The 16,618-nt window shown below is 65.7% G+C and carries 14 protein-coding genes; 7 read left to right on the forward strand and 7 right to left on the reverse strand.

The window, feature by feature from the left end; translation table 11 throughout:
- Positions 1–302: 302 nt before the first annotated feature.
- Both JUB13_RS19240 and JUB13_RS19245 read right to left on the reverse strand, forming a co-directional pair.
- Positions 303–2,855 carry a hybrid sensor histidine kinase/response regulator gene (locus JUB13_RS19240; RefSeq protein ID WP_207481830.1) on the reverse strand — a complete coding sequence of 851 codons (2,553 nt, stop codon included), beginning with the start codon at positions 2,853–2,855 and terminating at the stop codon, positions 303–305.
- Entirely contained in the window at positions 2,852–3,262 is a 411-nt protein-coding gene (locus JUB13_RS19245; RefSeq protein WP_207481832.1) for a molybdopterin-dependent oxidoreductase, read from the reverse strand. Before JUB13_RS19245 ends, JUB13_RS19240 begins: the two co-directional genes overlap by 4 nt.
- A 302-nt stretch (positions 3,263–3,564) precedes the next feature.
- On the opposite strand from JUB13_RS19245, the gene JUB13_RS19250 reads away from it, so the two are divergent.
- On the forward strand, positions 3,565–4,281 hold the full coding sequence (locus JUB13_RS19250) for a response regulator (protein WP_407928160.1): 717 nt from the start codon (positions 3,565–3,567) through the stop codon (positions 4,279–4,281).
- Here JUB13_RS19250 and JUB13_RS19255 read toward each other — a convergent pair.
- Positions 4,260–4,979, reverse strand: a complete 720-nt coding sequence (locus JUB13_RS19255) for a response regulator (protein ID WP_207481836.1) — start codon at positions 4,977–4,979, stop codon at positions 4,260–4,262. The genes JUB13_RS19250 and JUB13_RS19255 overlap by 22 nt on opposite strands.
- A 238-nt stretch (positions 4,980–5,217) precedes the next feature.
- Here JUB13_RS19255 and JUB13_RS19260 point away from each other — a divergent pair, with 238 nt between their 5' ends.
- The 4 genes from JUB13_RS19260 to JUB13_RS19275 all read left to right on the forward strand — a co-directional run bounded on the left by JUB13_RS19260 (position 5,218) and on the right by JUB13_RS19275 (position 10,798).
- Positions 5,218–6,234 (forward strand): calcium-binding protein, encoded by a 1,017-nt coding sequence (locus JUB13_RS19260; RefSeq protein ID WP_207481838.1) that lies wholly within the window; start codon positions 5,218–5,220, stop codon positions 6,232–6,234.
- A 129-nt stretch (positions 6,235–6,363) separates the two neighbouring features.
- A complete protein-coding gene (locus JUB13_RS19265) occupies positions 6,364–8,037 on the forward strand; it encodes a type I secretion system permease/ATPase (protein ID WP_207481840.1) in 1,674 nt (557 codons plus the stop codon).
- A gap of 36 nt (positions 8,038–8,073) precedes the next feature.
- Positions 8,074–9,384 carry an HlyD family type I secretion periplasmic adaptor subunit gene (locus JUB13_RS19270; RefSeq protein WP_207481842.1) on the forward strand — a complete coding sequence of 437 codons (1,311 nt, stop codon included), beginning with the start codon at positions 8,074–8,076 and terminating at the stop codon, positions 9,382–9,384.
- Between the two features lie 280 nt (positions 9,385–9,664).
- The gene (locus JUB13_RS19275; protein ID WP_207481844.1) at positions 9,665–10,798 is read left to right on the forward strand and encodes a calcium-binding protein; all 1,134 of its coding nucleotides are present in this window, start codon (positions 9,665–9,667) and stop codon (positions 10,796–10,798) included.
- An 865-nt stretch (positions 10,799–11,663) separates the two neighbouring features.
- On the opposite strand, the gene JUB13_RS19280 is transcribed toward JUB13_RS19275, so the two are convergent.
- The 4 genes from JUB13_RS19280 to JUB13_RS19295 form a co-directional block, all read right to left on the reverse strand.
- Positions 11,664–12,215 carry a carbonic anhydrase gene (locus tag JUB13_RS19280; RefSeq protein WP_207481846.1) on the reverse strand — a complete coding sequence of 184 codons (552 nt, stop codon included), beginning with the start codon at positions 12,213–12,215 and terminating at the stop codon, positions 11,664–11,666.
- A gap of 1,113 nt (positions 12,216–13,328) precedes the next feature.
- Positions 13,329–13,709, reverse strand: coding sequence for a hypothetical protein (locus JUB13_RS19285; protein ID WP_207481848.1), 381 nt, complete (start codon positions 13,707–13,709; stop codon positions 13,329–13,331).
- A gap of 62 nt (positions 13,710–13,771) precedes the next feature.
- Positions 13,772–14,002 (reverse strand): DUF1127 domain-containing protein, encoded by a 231-nt coding sequence (locus tag JUB13_RS19290; RefSeq protein WP_207481850.1) that lies wholly within the window; start codon positions 14,000–14,002, stop codon positions 13,772–13,774.
- Positions 14,003–14,253: 251 nt separating this feature from the next.
- On the reverse strand, positions 14,254–15,555 hold the full coding sequence (locus tag JUB13_RS19295; protein ID WP_207481851.1) for an MFS transporter: 1,302 nt from the start codon (positions 15,553–15,555) through the stop codon (positions 14,254–14,256).
- A 120-nt stretch (positions 15,556–15,675) separates the two neighbouring features.
- On the opposite strand from JUB13_RS19295, the gene JUB13_RS19300 reads away from it, so the two are divergent.
- Together JUB13_RS19300 and JUB13_RS19305 are read left to right on the forward strand one after the other, a co-directional pair.
- Positions 15,676–16,131, forward strand: coding sequence for a winged helix-turn-helix transcriptional regulator (locus JUB13_RS19300; protein WP_207481852.1), 456 nt, complete (start codon positions 15,676–15,678; stop codon positions 16,129–16,131).
- A 116-nt stretch (positions 16,132–16,247) separates the two neighbouring features.
- Entirely contained in the window at positions 16,248–16,508 is a 261-nt protein-coding gene (locus tag JUB13_RS19305; RefSeq protein ID WP_207481853.1) for a hypothetical protein, read from the forward strand.
- Positions 16,509–16,618: the final 110 nt, after the last annotated feature.

Below are 16,618 nucleotides of genomic sequence, written 5' to 3' on the forward strand. Positions count from 1 at the left end.
GCGCGCTCAGAACCCGATGGCGCCAACGGAAGGAGGTCGTGCGGTGCACCCCGGCGGCCTAGGCCGCCTGGCGCACGCTCTTGCCCGCGACGACGGGCCCGGCGTCGGCGAGCCAGGCGTCCCGAGCAGCGGAAGATAGGCGCGACGAACGCGCTACGGGCGGCCAAGGGATCGCGCCGTTCGGGATCGTAGAGGAAAAGCCCAAGGATGGGCGGCACCGACTTCGCATACGTCCTCGGCGACCTGCGTCGGGACGACCCGCGAGCAGGCTCGGAATGCGAGTCAGGTCATATGGATTGCGTTCACGCGGACGCTGGAACAGCGGAGCCACGTTCGATAGTCGCCGCCACTTGCCGTGCGATTTCGGCAGGCTCGTAGGGCTTCTCGACGACAGGAACGCCGGTTTCGCTGAGCGAAGCCGTCATCGCGGGCGAAAGCGTATCTCCGGAAATGAAAATCATGCGAGCAGCGAGGTCGGGGCGCGTGGCCGCAATTTCGCGATAGAGAGCAATGCCGTCCATGACCGGCATCCGCAGGTCGCTCACCACGGCGTCGACGGGGTTACGTGCGATCCAGTCCAAGGCCGCGCGGCCGTTCCCGACGACGAAGACGTGGTTTCCGGCCATGGACAGGATTTCCGCCAGCGCCTCGGCGACGTCGGGCTCATCGTCGACCACCAGGACACGGTTGCAGGGATTGATGCCAGGATCCGATGCCGGTTGGGGCTGCTCCACCGAGGTCTCCGTCGCCGCCGGCAGGCGCACGGTGAAGATCGCACCGCCGTCCGAGCCGGACTCGGCGGTTATGGTCCCGCCATGCGCCAGAACGATGCCACGGCACACGGCCAGTCCAATACCGGTTCCGGAACCCTGGGGCTTGGTCGTGAAGAACGGGTCGAAGATCCGGGAGCGCAGGTTGGCCGGAATACCCGGGCCATTGTCTGCAAGTTCGACGACCACCGCGTGGTCCTCGAGACGCGTCGTGATCACCAGGCGACGCGGAGGCGCGGCGTCCTGCAGAGCCTGCTGGGCGTTGATGATCAAATTCATGAACACTTGATGCATCTGATCGGAGCTGCCGTGAACGACGGGCAGCTCGGCGGCGAAACGGCGCTCGACGGAAACGTCGCTGGTCCTCAGACCATAGGCAAGAATGTCGAGCGCCGCGTCGATCACGGCGTTCACCTGAACGTCCCCCCGCTCCTCGGGCTTGCTGCGCGCCATGGCCAGGAAGGTCTTGACGATCCTCGCGCAGCGATCCGCGGCGCTCTTGATCTTCGATGCGCGCTCGCGTGTCGCCTCGTCCGAGCTCAAGTCGCGCAGGATGCTTGCATGGCCGACCACGACCGACAGGGGATTGTTGAGTTCGTGCGCAACGCCGGCGAGAAGCGAACCGAGCGCGGCCATCTTCTCGCTTTGATGCAAGGCCTCTCTCTGGCGTTCGATCTCCGCTTCGGTCCGAAGCCGCTCCGTCAGATCCGTGATCGCTATGACGGCGGCCGGGCGGCCGTCGAAGGCTATCGCGTGCCCGTCGATGGAGACCCGGGGCGGCGCACCCGCAGCCGTATCCAGTTCGACCTCGGCACTGCAGATGGAAACCTCCCTTCTGAGCTGCGCGAGGAGCCTTTCGGCTTCCGCGGCATCGGCCAGGAAGTTTGCCAGTGGCCGGCATAGAACCTCGTCCATCCCGACGCGGAGAAGCCCCGCGCAGGGCGGACTGGCGAAAAGGATCCGGCCATCCTCCAGATCGATCGCCGCCATTGGAACCGGATGGGCGTCGACGAGAAGCCGGAACCGTTCCTCGCTCGCCCGCAGCGCCTGCTCCGCCAGCATTCTGCCGGTGATGTCGGTTCCGGTGCCGCGATAGCCAACGAACCGGCCATCCTGATCGAACACCGGTTTGCCATTTACCCTGCAGTAGCGGATGCCACCGTCAGCGGCGAGGTAGGGAAAGACGAAGTCGCGGAATGGGCGCTTCGCCTCGATCTCGGCCCGGTGCCGGTTCCAGTTGCTTTCGTCGTGATCCTCGGAAATGCGCAGCTCCCACCGGCGCTTGCCGATGACGGCCTCGGGCTTCTCCCCCGACAGCTCCTCCAGTCGGTCCGAAATGTAGGTCAGGCGATAGTCGGCGTCGCTCTCCCAGAACCAGTCCGAGGCCGCCTCCGCGATATCCCTGAAGCGACGACCGGCGTGCCGCGCCTCCGTCTCCGCCTCAACAGCAGCACGCGCCATCCGGCTCGCACGGCGTGCCTCACGCACCAGCTGCGCGACGAGCAAGCCGCCGCCGGCAAGAAGCCCCAGCAGAAGGGCAAATATTCCGGCGACGCCCAGGCGCTTTGTCTGTGAAAGTGCGGCGATCCGGTCCGCTTCGCTCTGAAGCGCGGACACGGCCGCATCGCGAAGCGGCTGGTGAAGGACCACGAGGCGGCGCTCGATTTCCGCCGCCACGTCCCTCTCGCCCTCGGCGAGCCGATTGATCAGGGGTTCGATCCCGGCCAGTGTCACCATGGCCGCGTTGATGGCGTGGCTCACGACTGGCATGTCGTGGAGACGCTTCGCGGCCTGTCCCGACTGCAGGCCTGTGATCCGGCTCCACAGGAGATCATAGCGTCGCACGACGGTCGACGCCGAAGCGTTCGGATCTCCAGCCGAGAAACGCGCGAGAACAACCAATGCGCGCAGCAGGTCGGTTTCGGCCTGACTGAATGTCCAGACGACGTTCTCCCCTTCTCCGCGCCCGATCTCGCGGTCGATCCTGGCAAGGTGGACCCCGAGGATGATGAGGCTCGTGACGAAGACCGCGATGGTTGTGGTCAGCAGCCAGAAGGGTCCGGCGCCGCGAAAGAGCCTGGTCATCGGACCTCGAGGGTGCTCAAGGCCCATACCCAACGGACATTGAAGGAATTCGATCTCAGCTCCGCGTGGGCATCGCGGGGGTAGACGATCCAGAGGGGCCCCCGGTCGCGCAGGGACAGGTCCCGCCCGTTCATGCGAAGGGCCAGCAAGACGCGGTATTGCTCCGCGTCGCTCATCGGGAGATTGGCCTTGTAGTCGTTGAGGGCCGTGGCTACCAGCTCCTTTCCCTTACCCCCGACGGCGGCAAGCACTGCCTTCAGGGGAACGCCCTCGAACTCGACGACGCCATCAGTCCAAGGGGTCGAGGTCCGGATCGTGGCGAGGCCGAGCGCCTCAAGGTTCGCCCGGTCGAACACAGCCTCGGTGCCCGCATTGCGATGCGAGATCATGCCCCGAACAGTCAGCAAGACCTCTCCCTTCGGTTTCGGCAACTCAGTTGCCGAAACCACGGAAGGCAGGAGAAGACAAAAAAGGATCGCCGCAATTCGGCGCATGACTGTCGCTCCTCATCGAAGGCGCGGGCAACGGGCAGACAGGATCAGTGATAGCGCCGCCCGTTCTGGTCAGATTTTTCGGCTTACCGCCTCGGTGCGAGGACGCCCGAGCCGCTTGTGGCACTACAATGGAAGTTGTCTGGGACAGCCGCTGTTTGGACTTGCTCGATCGGCATATCCGGACGCCAGGGAACCGGCAGCGGTCGAGAGATGCAATGTCCGTAGGCACCTTGATCGTCGTCGACGATGAACCCGAAATTCGGGCTCTTCTTTGCGAAATTCTGGTGGCGGCCGGACATCGAGCCCGGCCGGCTGCGGACGGGAAGGAACTCGACTTCCTGTGTGGCGCGGGTGTGCCCGACGTCGTGCTGCTCGATCTCAACCTGCCTGGAGAGAACGGCTTCAGCATCGCCCGGCGCCTGCGAAGCACGTACGACCCGGGCATCATCATGGTGTCGGCAATCGGCGATGTGATTGATCGGGTCGCCGGGCTGGAGGCCGGTGCGGACGATTACATCACGAAACCGTTCGAGCCTGCGGAGGTCGTCGCCCGTGTGACGGCGCTTCTGCGCCGGCGCGGTCGCAGGACGATGCCGCAAACGCTGCCCTTCGGACGCTATGCCTTCGATCCGAAGCGCTTCGTCCTTCTTGGGCCCGACGGGGGGGAGGTTCCACTGCGCGCATCCGAAGTCGACCTTGTCGCTGCTTTCGCGATGAACGCCAATCGCATGCTGACGCGGGACGAACTCATCCAACTCGCACCCGGTCGGGACGGCGAGACCTTGGACCGCAGCATCGACAGCCGCATTGCGAGGCTGCGGCGCAAGCTGGAGACCGAGCCGGAACGCCCTGCGCTGATCCGCACCGTGCGCGGTGTGGGATACATCCACATGGCCGCGGAACCAGAGGATCAGCCCGGATCGAGCATGTAGCCTTCTCCCCGGACCGTGCGAATTAGCGCCGGGGCCGACGGATCGTTCTCGACCTTCTGCCGCAGGCGCGTGATCCGCAGGTCGATGCTGCGATCGCCGTCACCGAGAGGGCGGCCATGCGCCAGCTCGGACAGGCGTGCACGGCTGAGGGGTTGGCCCGCGTGCCGTGCGAGAACCTCCAGCAGATCGTACTCCATGGCAGTCAAGTCGATGGGTGTTCCGGTGGCGCCGATGACGCGGCGTGCCGTGGTATCGAAGTCCAACGGGCCGGCGCGGAGACGGCCTCGACTGATCTGAGGTGCGTCGCCATTCGGAAGAGGAGGAGCGCAGGCTAGGCGACGTTCGAGGCTGCGGATGCGGGCCAGCAACTCGCGCGGCTCGAACGGCTTCGTGACGTAGTCGTCGGCGCCGTCCCGCAGGCCCGAGATCCGATTTGCGAGCGTGATGTCACCGGTCAGGATCAGAATTCCAAGCCGAGGGTCCGAGGCGCGGAGTCGTCGCGCGATCTCCAGACCGCCTTCTCCCGGCATGGCCACGTCGAGGATCACGATGTCGGCGCGCCGTGCTGCGAGCGCCATGTCCAGGGCGCGTCCATCCCTTGCTACGCGGGTCGAATAGCCGTGGGCCTCCAGATAGTCGCTGACGAGCTCCCTCAGATCGGCTTCGTCGTCGGCAATCACGATTTCAGTCGCGGCCATCTGCCATCCTCCTGGCTCGCATGATGCCCATGCCGGGCGGCCACTGAAACCCGTCCTGTCGATGGAGCGTGTGTGAACCGGTCAACAGGTGGGCGGTGTCACGACACGCTTGAAACGTTCGCCCCAGCTGCGCGGCACGGGGCAGATACATCGCTCGGCCATAAAGCGGCGGCCGGCGCACGGCATCGGGATGCATTCGATGCCCGTGAGCCGCCGGTTTCGCAAAGAGGACCCTGAAATGGCCATCATCTATGGCACGAACGGCAACGACATGGGGGCGACCGCGCTCATCGGCACCAGCGGCAGCGACACGATCGACGGTATGAACGGCAACGACCAGCTCTACGCCAACGGGGGCAACGACATCCTCGTTGGCGGCCTCGGATCCGACACGCTCCATGGCGGCGCGGGCAGCGATCTCGTCTCCTTCGCGTACTCGAGCAGCGGTGTGCTGGCGTCGATCAAGGATGGCACTGCCACCGCCACCGACATCGCCGGGGACAGCGACACCCTGATTTCAATCGAGAACCTTTGGGGTTCCGCGCAGCGGGATTGGCTTCTCGGCGATGCGGCGGTCAATGAGATCTTTGGGGCCAAGGGCGACGACTATCTCGAGGGCATGGGCGGCGCCGACAAGATCTCGGGCGGCAACGGCATGGACATGGCGTCCTATTATCTGTCCAACGAGGGCGTCTATGTAAACCTGATGAGCGGCGCGACGCTGTTCGGCCATGCCGAGGGCGACCAGCTCTTCAGCATCGAAAGCCTCAACGGTTCGGGTTTCGACGACCAGTTCAAGGGCACCAACGGCGCCAATGAGCTCCGTGGCCAGGGCGGCAACGATCTGCTGCGCGGCGAGGGCGGCCACGACACCATCCTCGGCGGCGCGGGCCAGGACAGGATCGTCGGTGGTGACGGTGCCGACCAGCTCACTGGCGGAGAAGGCGTGGACAAGTTCATCTACGAGGCTTATGGGGACAGCGACCCCGGCTCGTACGATACCATCTTCGACTTCACGCAAGGCCAGTCCGACAAGATCGTTCTTGAGGGGATCGACGCGAAGTCGCACAGCACCGGCAACCAAGCCTTCAGCTTCATCGGCACGTCCGGGTTCTGGGCTGAGGGGCAGGTCCGCTACTTCCACCAGAACGGCGACACCGTGATCGAGTGCAACCTCGTTGAGGAGAACGGGGCGGAGATGAAGATCGTCCTGGACGGAGCGATCAACCTGTCCTCCTTCGACTTCATTCTGTGACGCGCTGACGACCACCGGGTGCTGGTGCGGATCGGGCGCCTTCGTCCAGTCCGCGCCGCATCCTTCTCGCGCCGCATCCTTCTTAGGCAGGAACGCCGCTTCGCGCCCGTGCCCTGCGAGGAGCCGTCCATGGAAACCGAGATTGGGTCCGCCCACTGGGCTCACGTCCGGCGCGGGCTTGCCCTCGCGCTTTGGGCCGTCTTCCTGTTCAGCATCGTCCTGAACCTCCTGATGCTGGCAGTGCCGCTCTATAGCCTGCAGATCTTTGACCGCGTCCTCGGCAGCGGCCGCATCGAGACGCTGGTGCTTCTTAGCCTCATGACCGGTGGTGCGCTGGCGGCCCTCGCGGCGCTCGAAGCCGTGCGCGGAACGCTGCTCGCCCGGGCGGCCACGCGCTTCGAGGTGGGGCTCGCCTCGGTGTTGACCAAAGCTGCCCTGCAGCGGGGAACTGGCGGGTCAACGGGGTTGCGGGACCTCGCGCTGGTGCGCCAGGCGCTGACCGGACCGGCGGCGATCGGTCTTGTGGATCTTCCCTGGCTTCCGCTCGCATCCGGCTTCGCCTGGCTTCTCCACCCCGCGCTCGCGGTTCTCGCTCTGGCTGGCGCCGCTCTACTCTGCATGCTCGCGCTCGCGAACGACGTCCTGACCAAGCGGGCTCATGCGCAAGCCACGGCCATGCAGATCCAGGCACAGGCCGCCGCCGACGCCCTGGCGCGGCGGGCGGAACCGGCGCGTGCCATGGGCATGACCGACGCGCTGGTCACACGGATCGAGAAGCGGCTCCTGCCGGCGCTCGAGGCACAGCAGCGCGCCATGGAACGCGGCAGCGTGATCACCGGCCTCACCCGCGCTGCGCGGCTTGCGGTACAGGCGGCCGCCCTCGGGCTTGGCGTGTGGTTGGTGCTTCGTGGCGAACTCGCTCCGGGCAGCATGATCGCGAGCTCGATGGTCATCAGCAAGGCGCTGGCGCCGGTCGAGCAGCTGATCGGATCCTGGCGCACCCTTGCCACGGCCCGCGAGGCCTGGAGACGAATTCATGCACTCGTCGACGCCGGCGTCTCCCCGCCACGAACCAGCCTCCCTGCCCCGAGCGGGGTGCTTGAAGTCGAAGGACTCTCGCTGAGCGACGAGGCCGGCAAGCCGATCCTTCGCAATGTCGGCTTCGCATTGGAGCCCGGCCAGTGCCTCGGCATCCTTGGCTCCTCGGGTTCCGGAAAGAGCACGCTGTGCCGGCTGCTAACCGGCGCCATTAGGAGCAAGACCGGGACCGTGCGTCTCGACGGCGCAAAGCTCGGGGACTACCCCGAAACCGAGCTCGGCCGGCATATCGGCTATCTGCCACAGGAAGCGATGCTGCTCGATGGCACCGTCGCCGAGAATATCGCCCGGATGGCGCCAGCGCCTGACGCCGCCGCCGTGGTCCGCGCGGCTCAGCGTGCCGGAGCGCACGACATGATCCTCAGGCTGCCGCGCGGTTACGACACGCGGATCCTCGACGGCGGCGCGCCGCTCTCGGGCGGCCAGCGCCAACGAATCGGCCTCGCCCGGGCCCTCTACGGCGACCCGAGCCTTGTGATCCTGGACGAGCCCAACGCCAATCTCGACGGGACCGGCGAGGGGGCCCTGCAGGCATGCCTCGCGGCACTCGTTTCCGGTGGCGTGACCGTCCTGATCGTCACCCACCGTCCCAACGTCCTGCGCTGCGCAACCCATGTGCTTGTCCTGGAAGGCGGCGCGGTCGCGCGGTTCGGACCGCGCGACGAGGTGCTTCAGCACCTGATGCGTCCCAGCCGAGCCGCTTGACGGCGTCACGCCTCGAGCATTTCCGGAGACCGACCCATGACCCAGACCCTAGCTGCACCGGGCCCCCGGGTTTCGCTGAGGGCGCCCGTACTGGCCGGCGCCATCGTCACCATCGCCTTCGTCGGCGGCTTCGGCGGTTGGGCCGCCGTCGCCCCGCTGGCGGGCGCAGCCGTCGCCCCTGCGGTGGTTGTGCCGGAGGGGAGCCGCAAGACCGTCCAGCATCTCGAAGGCGGGATCGTTCGGCAGATCCATGTAAGGGACGGCAGCATGATCGCTGCCGGCGAGGTTCTGTTGACCCTCGACGACACACAGGCTCGCGCCGAGCACGCGACGTTGATGGCCGAGGCGAATGCCGCCCGAGCCGTCGAGGCGCGGTTGGTGGCTGAACAGAACGGCTCGGCAGCACCACGCTTCCCGGAGACTCTGCTGGAAGCGGCCACTGGCGACCCAGTTCTGGCGGGTGTGATCGCCGGCGAAGCCGATCGGCTAAGTCGCCGCAGGTCGGCCTTGGCCGACCGAAACGCCGTGCTTGAAGAACGGATCATGCAGCTGCGCGAGCAGATCCGGGGCCTGGAAGCAAAGATCGCAGCAAGCGGCCGGCAGCTCGCCTTGATCGAGCTCGAGCTCGCGGATGTCCGAGGGCTGGTCGCCAAGGGCCTGGAGCGCCGGCCGCGCCTGCTCGCGCTCGAGCGGTCCCAGGCACAGATCGAGGGCTCGATTGGCGCCGACAGGGCCGAAATCGCGCAGGCACGGCAAGGGATCGCAGAGGCCCGGCAACAGCAGGCCAGTCTCGTCAGCGAGGAGGCCGACAAGACCGCGGCCGAACTCGCCGATGTCCGCCAGCATCTCGCGCGTTTGAACGAGCGGCTCCGTGCCACCGCAGACCGGCTGGCACGGACTGTCGTTACCGCTCCTGTCGCCGGCACCATTGTCGACCTGCAGGTGACGACAACCGGGGGCGTCATCGAGCAGGGAGCGGCGCTCATGGCGATCGTGCCGGCCGGCGCAGAATTGATTCTCGAGGTGCGCGTGACGCCGTCCGACATCGACGAGATTCATCCAGGGCTGGACGCGCAAGTGCATCTGCTGGCCTACAAGAGCCGCTCGATGCCGCGGATCAAGGGGCTGGTAAGGAACGTCTCGGCCGATCGGCTGGAAGACGCAGCCACCCGGCAGCCCTATTACCGTGCCCAAGTCGCCATCGATCCTGGCACCCTCCCGCCGGACGTTGCCTTGGCGCCGGGAATGCCTGCGGACGTGTTGATAACGACCTCGGAGCGCACGCTCCTCGACTACCTGCTGACCCCGTTGCGCGACAGTGTACGCAAGGGCCTCAGGGAGAGCTGACCCGAACTTCAGAGCTTTTCACGACGTGACATTCGTGGCCACGACTAGCCAGGACCGACGGTCCTGGCCCATTTCATTCCGGACGCGGCGCCTGGCCATGGGCAAGGAACTCTCTGAGCCCAGTATATCGGTGCAAATCACGCCACAATTGAAACAGCCGTACGGTTTCGCGGCAAAGAACTGAAACGGACCGCGCCGATAAGAGGGCCAGCGGCGCCCGTACCGGGTAAATCAACGGTCCGAATCAATTGCCGCCGGATCATCTGGAAGGAATGGAGAAATGGCGATCGTTAATGGCACCAGTGGCAATGACCAGGGGATCTTTGCTCTTTTCGGCACGAATGGAGCCGATACCATCAACGGCATGAACGGCAACGATCATCTGTTCGGCTTGGGCGGCAACGACATCCTCGTTGGCGGTCTCGGTACGGACAGCATCGACGGTGGGTCGGGCTCCGATCTCGTGTCCTATGCCAGTGCGAGCGATGCAGTCACGGTCTCGCTGACGTCGAACATCGCCACGGATTGGAACGGCGAGACCGACACTCTGGCCAGCATCGAAAATGTGTGGGGCTCGAGCTACGGCGACATCCTGACCGGCAGCGTCGAGGCGAACGAGCTCTATGGTCGGGACGGCGACGATACCCTCGAAGGCAAGGCGGGTGCCGACATCATCTCCGGCGGGAATGGCTCTGACGTTGCGTCCTACGCCTCGTCCAACGGGGCCGTCGTCGTGAATCTCGCAACCGGAGCGGCATCGGGCGGTCATGCGGCCGGCGACGAGCTCTACAGCATCGAGGGGCTGCGTGGATCGGCCTTTGCGGACATGCTCACCGGAAACGGCGGCGCCAACGACCTGCGTGGAGATGCCGGCAATGACGTCATGCGGGCCGAGGGCGGCAACGATCTGATGCTGGGCGGCACCGGGGCCGACAAGCTTTACGGTGGGAGCGGCAGTGATCTCGTGAACGGCGGCACCGGCGACGACCTGATCTACGGTGGCGCCGGCAATGACGGCGTCTCGGCCAACGGCCGGCTCGATGGCCGCGAAGGTAACGACAAGATCTATGGCGAGGGTGGCAACGACACCCTGGACGGGGGATCGGGGAATGATCTCCTCGCCGGCGGCTCCGGTGCGGACGAACTCCTGTTCAATTTTGCCGGCGCGTCGAGTGGCGACGGCCATGACATGATCACGGGATTCGAGGGCGCTGGCAGCAGCGGCGGCGACAAGGTGGTTTTCTGCGACATCGACCTCCACGACATCAGCGTGGTCAAGCAGGCCGGCAAGACGATCTTCAGCTGGGAGGTGGACGGCCACGCGGCATCAGTCACCGTCGACAAGGTCGGTCTAATCGCCGGCATCGACTATGTCACGGGGTATGCCGAGGACTACCTTCTCGACATCGCGTGACGCGGGAGGCGGAACGCCTCCGCAGCCGGATCGAGCCGCCGAGGCGCCACGCCTCGGCGGCTGCTTCTTTTCTCGCTGCCGTCGCGGCACGTCGGCGGAGCCTGTGCGGTGCGCCAATCCTGCCCCTCGAGATCCCGCGATGTTGGCATGAGGCCGGCCGAGTACGGCAAGGCATCACCGCAGTAGCAGCGTTGCTTCATCGCTCCCGGCCGGTGCCCGCCGTATCGACGACGCATTGAGTTGGCCCGACATCGCGGTCGATGACGTCTCACCAGTAGCGGCCGACCGGGACCAGGCCGCCTCGGCGGCGTCGACGGTCTCGCGGAGGTCGTGCTCCTGGGCTATCGGGTGAGTTGCGGCTTTTCGACGAGCCGATGACGAGGGGCAGGGGGCGCTGCATGCGGGCGTTCGCCGGAAGGACGTAAGAGGTCGAGCCATGTCGCCGGAGGGCATGGTGCCAGGCCTGATTTAATCGAACCGAGATGGCGTGACGATCGGGGCCATGCTGACCGATGCCATGCGGCACCGGCTTGCGCTGCTGCCGCCACCTCGGAAGCCCGGGGTCGGGTGCTTTACCCCGATCATCGGTGCATCATCGAGGCGGTCCTCTGGCTTGCGCGCAGCGCTTTGTTGCGGCGCACGCTGCCGGGCGAAGCGATACCCGGCGCGGCCTCTGGTCTCATCTGCAAGGCAGGATCGTCGCCGGGACCTGGGCCCGCGTCGTCGTCGAACGGCGTGTCACGGTGACGGATGCGGGGTGGGACGCGTACCCGAACGCGTGCGGCAAATGCGGCATCGCCGTCGATGAACTGACAGGGGTCGGATCGACGACGATGCGGCATTGAGCCGGATCTAGAGCCTGTCTCTAGGCGACCTTTTCCACGCTGCCATCGAGGGCCATCAGAAGCAGCTCGACCTCGAGATCCGAATGCCGGTCTCGGATCCGCTGGCCGAGCCGGTGTAGCACCTCTCCATGCACCGCGGCCTCATGAGCGCGATCTTCCTTCAAGTCCTGCCCGAGCAGGACGCGGTACGCACCGCAGTCGCGATGATCCATCACGATCACCTTGCGGATGTGGTGGAGCGACTTGGCGACCTCCACATGCCGCCAGAAGGTCTCGCCCCACACGGGCTCCTTTTCGGTGATGGCGCCTAAGCTGGCGCCGGCCAGGATCACGTGGTCGTAGTTGTTGGTCAGGCCTCGCCCGTCCATGTAACGCGTGACATCGTCCATGAGGCGGTAGTCCATGCAGGACAGCAGCAGCACCTCGACGCCACCTCCGGCTACTGCTCGCCGCAGCGGCGCCGCGCTGAGCAGAGTCGCGCCGCCGCCCAGAGCGGCGAGCTTAAGAAAGCCGCGCCGGCCGGCGGCCAGGCCACGGCGCGAGCAGCAGCGGTCGTGACTGTTGGATAGCATCCTCGTTCTCCAGCGTTCGGATTGGGCGGCGCATCGCGGCCGCCACCGCACGCTAGGGCGGTGTTGTTTCAGGTCGATGCCGCGGCAGTCGGCGCCATGTATCAATCGTGCCGCGGCGGCAAGCCGCTCGAAGTGGATCAGCCAAGCGCCGCTTTGAGCACTTTGCCCTCCTGCTCACGCAGGCCGAGCCGCTAGCTCGGTTGGCAAGCTCAGGCAGTTCGGGTGCATCGTCACCCCCTGCGACAAGCTCGCCGCGCACAATGCCTCCCTCATCCACCGGGCCGCGCGGCGACCTGGAGGTGACGGAAGTATGTTTCATAGCATTGGGGGCGGAGGGCGCCGAGCCCAGGCCGTTGCTCGGCGGCGTCGTAAGCGATAAAGCTCGGCTCAGGGACTTGATGGCCCCAAAATCCTGGTATCTGTCGTTAAGCGGGCCACGGGTAGCGAGCCTGCCGTTATAGGGATGCGGCGCTGTCCTTCCGCATGTGCGAACATGCGGTCTTGCGACGACGCTTCGGCAGCCGGCGCCTGCACATCCTCTTGCGTCCCGAGGGTCCGGTCTGGACCGGAGAGAATGCAACAGCCATGGCGCGAGGCGGCGCCTGCTATGTGGGGGCGTCGCGACGTCTGGACGGCACCCTCGAGCGGACGCCGCTGGCGCCGCCGACCCGGCTCTTCGAGCCGCTGGCCAATCGTCCTCGTGCATGGCCGGTCGCGAGCGGCAGCGGTTCCGATTACTCAACTTGATCTACGATACCATCATGGAACGCTTGGCGGCCGGCGCCAATGCTGGTTCGCCGGCCGGAGCGTCCCCGCGCACGCTCGACACTGGTCTCACGCCGCGGGCGGCCTCCGTCATGGTCTCGGACTACGGCACGGACGTCACGTCCAATGCCGTGCTGCCCTGGTCCGACGATGCGGGCGTAGCCCGGCACTCCATCGCGCCGGGCAAGCCCATGCAAGTTCTTTCCGGGGTGTATTGTTCTCTTCAGAAGCGACATATGCGAACCCCCGGTCTGCGGCGGCCGACACGGGCCCGCGGGGGCAACGCCCCCAGTCGGGCCCGCGAACATCGCCTACAGATCGGGAATCGAGCCTCATCCATCTGCCGCATCAGGAGGCTTGCCTTGTGTCGGCGGCGGGCGACGCGGTCTCGATCGGGATCTGACGTATGTGCAGCATGTCGCCGGTGCGTGTCAGCTTGACGCCGCTCCGCGGCTGCTTCGGTTCGCCCGCTGCTTCGACGACCACGGATTGTCCGTCGGTAAGGTCCGAGACGAAGCGGACTGCGGTTTCGCCGTCGGCGGCCACCGTGGTGACGACATGGAAGCTCTCGGCCGTGGGGACGTAGTAGATCACTGCCGTGCAGTTCTCCTTCATCCGCAGGACATAGCCTTCGAACGGCCGTATCTCGCCGGCTTGGGCGGTGGCGTGCATCACCATCGCGGCGAAAATCGTGGCGGCGCTTGCGGTGCGCGGGAAGAGGCGGGTCATTGCTTGCTGGCTCCTAGGGTTGGTTTGGCGGCACGATGCTTGACCGGTGACCGCGGCTGGCGTCAGGCGCGCCAGAACGGCTTGCTGGTCTCGATCATGATTTCCGAGCGGGTGATTCCGATGTCGCGCAGCAGGTGGGCATCCATGCCCGCGATGGCGGCGAGACGGCGGCGGCTCTCCACCCGATCGACCCAGGCACCCAGGGTCTTCTTGATCACGTCGAGCACCGTGGACCTGCGCCGGTCTTCCAGCGGGGCGAGTTCACGAGAGAATTCGGCGATGGCTCTGTACATTTTCCTTCTCCACAGAACGGTCGTTTTCTGGGAGCGGAAGATGGGGCGGCTTGGTATCTGGCCGATGCCGTGGCGCCCGCACTCTGTATCAAACGTGTCGTGAGCCGGCCTGCGCGTGAGCAGGTGCACGCGCGCCCACTGCGTGCCTAGCGATTGCGCATGCTCGGCGTGGGGCGGCAACGCTCGCCGAAGCCGACTTTCCTGATTCAGGAGGCGCCGGGTTCCAGCCCGTGCCGCCGAAGCTCAGTCGGTCAATGCAAGGGCCGCGTTGCCGATGTGGGCGTTGCGCGCAAGGTGAGAGCCCAGAAGGCGAGCGTAACCACACCGATGGCGGCGCCAAGCGCGCTCACGCCGGTCCAGCCCGCATGGTCAAAGGCCAATGTTGAGGATGAGGAGCCGATAGCACTGCCGAGGGAATAGAAGACCATGTAGGCGGCGGTCAGGCGGCTCTGCGCCTCAGGCCTTTGACGATAGATCATGCCCTGGTTTGTGACATGCACTGCCTGCAGCCCGAAGTCGAGGACAAGCACCCCTGCGATCAGCCACCAAATCGAATGGGATAGGAGCGAGATCGGCAGCCAGGCAACGAGCATGAGGATGAGGGCGACGCCTGTAACACGTTGCCCGTGCCCGCGGTCGGTCCACCGCCCAGCCTTGGCCGCGCCGAGCGCCCCGGCAGCACCCGCCAGTCCGAACAGGCCGATCACCGTGTGCGACAGTGAAAATGGTGGTGCGCTCAGCGGGAGCACCAGAGGCGTCAACAGTGTCGTGACCTGGGCGAAGATCAGCATGCCGATGATGGCGCGGATGCGCAGCACGGGCTCGTCAACGAAGAGTGTGAACATGGATCCGACGAGCCGCGGGTAGGCGATCCGGCTCCTGGCGCGCACGTCTCGTGGAAGCGCTTTGGCGAGGATTGCGGCGACGATGAAAGTCAGGAGCGCGGACAGGAGATAGACGGAACGCCAGCCGGAAAGATCGGCGGATGCGCCGGCGACGGTGCGCGCCAGAAGGATGCCGAGGACAATGCCTGTCGTGACGATCCCGACAACATGGCCGCGCTCGGCCGGCCGCACCAAGCTCGCTGCGTAGGCGACGAAGGCTTGCGTCACGACCGCGAGGAGGCCCGTCATGGCCATCGACGCCAGCAGCATCGGGCCAGTGGAGGCGTTGGCAACCGCGACAAGCGCGGCGACCAGGAGCAGAAGCTGCCCCACGACGAGTTTGCGTCGGTCGATGAGATCCCCGACCGGAACGAGGAAGATGAGCCCCAGCCCATACCCAGCCTGGGTGGCAGCCACGACCAGGCCCACGGTCGCGCGCGGAAGACGCAGATCCTCGGACATCAGGTCGAGGAGCGGATGAGCGAAATATGCGTTGGCTACGGCCAAGCCGGCAGCCACCGCGAACAACAAGTAGATCAGCCTCGATGCTCGTGGTGAAGCCTGCTTGGGGGCTTCACCCCCGGACCATTCCTGGTGCTGCTCCCCCGTCCCGCTCTGGATGTCCGCGCTGACGTCTTCGGAGCGGGTTCTGCTGCGTCCCGATAGCATGGAAGCCTCCCGATCGTTGAGGTTTCATGATGAAACCTATTGAATCCTGCGGGCATTGGTTTTATTATGCAACCTGTTTTTGGGGTCACTGTCCGTTGCGAGGACATGCGAGAGGGGCGGATGGTCAGGCGTAAGAGCCTCAAGGGAGACTATTGCCCCAGCGCCAGGTCACTCGACGCGATCGGCGACTGGTGGTCTTTGTTGATCGTGCGTGATGCGTTCGACGGGCTGACCCGCTTCAACGAGTTCCAAAAGAGCCTTGGCATCGCCAAGAACATTCTTTCGGACCGGCTTCGCACCCTGGTCGCACGGGGCATACTGAAGGCTGTTCCGGCCGGCGACGGTTCACATCAGGAGTATCGCCTGACCGAGAAGGGGCGTGACCTTTTCCCGGTCATGGTTGCCTTGAGGCAATGGGGAGAACAGCATTTGTTCTTGCCCGGCGAAAAGCACTCGAAACTCGTGGAGCGTGATACCGGAAAGACCATTCGCCTCGAGGTTCGCACTGAGGATGGCCGCCCGGTCGGCCCCGACGATGCCGTGATCCTGAGAGTGCCGGAACCGGAGGCCCCGTGATGTCCGGCACACTTGGCAGGTTCTTCTTACGGATCAACGGATCCAAGAGATGATGAAGCTGCCATGAGCCCTCCGTAGCAGCCTTCAGGATGGCTCGCAGCGGCAAGGAAGCGGCCATGAAGACCGGCCATCTCGAACGCATTGCGAACGAACTCCTGAGGGAGCACGGGCCGTCCGCGCTGAGCCATGCCCAACATTGGGCCGACAAGGCGGCAAGGGAGGATCAGCGCAGCGCCGCAATGTTCTGGCGGAGGATCGCGGCCATAGTGCTCACGCGTCTCGCCCAGGAAGACGATTTCCGCCGGGGCACGGCGGCTGTCGTCAACGTGACCTCGGCGGGCGCGGCCAACGACGCAGGGGCTCCGCCGCGCGACTGACCTGCGCATCACCAGAAGCCTGAGCGGCCCGCGCTGTCGCTGTGCCTCCTGTCCGGCCTTAGACGGTGCGGTCACGTAGTGCACCGTGACGATATTGCGCCTGACCAGGA

Origin of the sequence: Arenibaculum pallidiluteum (genome assembly GCF_017355985.1) — a bacterium.
Taxonomy (GTDB): Bacteria; Pseudomonadota; Alphaproteobacteria; order Azospirillales; family Azospirillaceae; genus Arenibaculum; species Arenibaculum pallidiluteum.